Below are 1,704 nucleotides of genomic sequence, written 5' to 3' on the forward strand. Positions count from 1 at the left end.
TCGGTTTTATATTTTAAAAAACATAGCGTTCCTACGGAACGCACCGCTGTTATGTTATTTCATCTCTACACACATCGCGTTCCTACGGAACGCCTCCTATTCATATAAATTTTTCAACACTCATCGCTTTCCTTCAGAACGATGCAAACTATTTCACGCTTATCTTCGCCCGCAGTATGCGCCCCGGCCTGAGTGGAGCTCTTTTTGTGAGGAGGAACGACGAACAAAAAAGCGGGAACGGAGGACGGAAATAGGCGCCCAAATAAAATTATTATTCCGACGGGAACAAATCAAAGCAACACTTTCTGTTCTGATTCCGTGGAATTTTTATCAATTTTTATTTTTTCGGTATTATTAAAATCAAACTGCTGATTATTGTTGATTTCTGTATCGATAAGATCTTTCCACTTCTTTACCTTTTCAGCTTCCAAGCCTCCGTTTGTATCTCGGTCCATCAGGAGCTGCACTTTATAAAACTCATTTAAATTGTCGTTCAATATTTGACTCGCATAATCGAATCCCTTCCATAGTTTAGCCTTATGTAAAAAAAGCTCTTTCCTCATTTTGCGGGCGTAAACTTCAGCCATATCGAAATTGATTTGCTGATAGCTTAGGACGTCGTGTATATTTTTAAGATTTGGATTAATTATTGATGCCGACCGTATAAATTTATTGGTTACATTCTGGTTAAAATTTTTATTGAGTACACTGAAACCCATCAACTGCCACGATAAACTGATCTGACTTTTTACTGGATTGTCTAAATTATCCGTCGTAATTTGGTAATCTGCTATTGTGAGTTTGCTTAGATTACTCCAAAGTTTTTCGTCCTGAGTGGTGCTTTGAGCCGAAAGAACTGCCACAGAGAACAGTAAAAATATTAATTTCAAGAACTTTTTCATTCAAATGTATTTATTTTCTGACCCTCTTAGGTTTCTTGGCTTCCTCTTTTGCCTTAGCATCATCGATGGCTTTCTGGGCCTGGTTATAGAGGTAATCGGCTGGTTCGTACTTTATTTCTTCGTACTCTGGTGTATCAAGGAAAATGTCCTGCCATTTACGGAGACGGTCTTTGGTATTCCAGTTAAAATCGGGGAAAAACCGTTTTTCCCTCGCAATTTTACTCATCGGATAGACATCGGTATTAGCTCCGACATTGCAGGAAATAATCTGCACTTTGTTTTCCTCAAACTCCGCTTCTATTGTGCCACAGGTAGAAAGCGCAACTCCTATCCTTTCGGTTTCTTTGGTTTTTTCGTTCGTATCATCGGCATAGGTAATGGCCTGTGCATTACCGATGACTTTGGCCAGACTTATTTGGTTTTCCTTGTAATAAACGGTCATCAGCTTGCCTTTAATCTGGTTGAATTCATCCTTCAAGTTTAATGAATCTGCTTTGCTGATCGCGAAGGCATTTCCCACCACTTTCAAAGAATCGATGTATTCATTTTCGGTGTCGAAATAGGCTTCAATTTTATCGCCAGTGACCTGCTTTTCACCACTCCACGCAATGGGTTTTCCGAAGAGATGCATGATGCCGTCGGTTTCATTAAAACTTAGGGAATCTGCTCTAACCTGAATGTTTGACTTGTACATTCTGGCTTTCCGGTAGGCCCTGAGGAAGCTTTTTTTCTTCAAAGGATCGTTTGCGTCCAGCTTTTGGTAAGCCAGGATCCGCTGCGCAGAAAAATACATGGAATCTTT

The 1,704-nt window shown here is 40.0% G+C and carries 1 protein-coding gene and 1 pseudogene; both read right to left on the reverse strand.

The genetic code is table 11. The features are described from left to right. Positions 1-290: 290 nt before the first annotated feature. Positions 291-902 (reverse strand): hypothetical protein, encoded by a 612-nt coding sequence (locus V5N63_RS11835; protein WP_332019531.1) that lies wholly within the window; start codon positions 900-902, stop codon positions 291-293. A 10-nt stretch (positions 903-912) separates the two neighbouring features. Further along, a pseudogene (locus tag V5N63_RS11840) lies at positions 913-1,704 on the reverse strand (OstA-like protein); the annotation flags it as partial.

Source organism: Kaistella sp. (assembly GCF_032060305.1).
In the GTDB taxonomy this organism is placed as follows: domain Bacteria; phylum Bacteroidota; class Bacteroidia; order Flavobacteriales; family Weeksellaceae; genus Kaistella; species Kaistella yananensis.

Coding starts and splice junctions, on each gene's coding strand:
- V5N63_RS11835 (WP_332019531.1), bottom strand. CDS start 902: ATGAAAAAGTTCTTGAAATTAATATTTTTACTGTTCTCTGTGGCAGTT.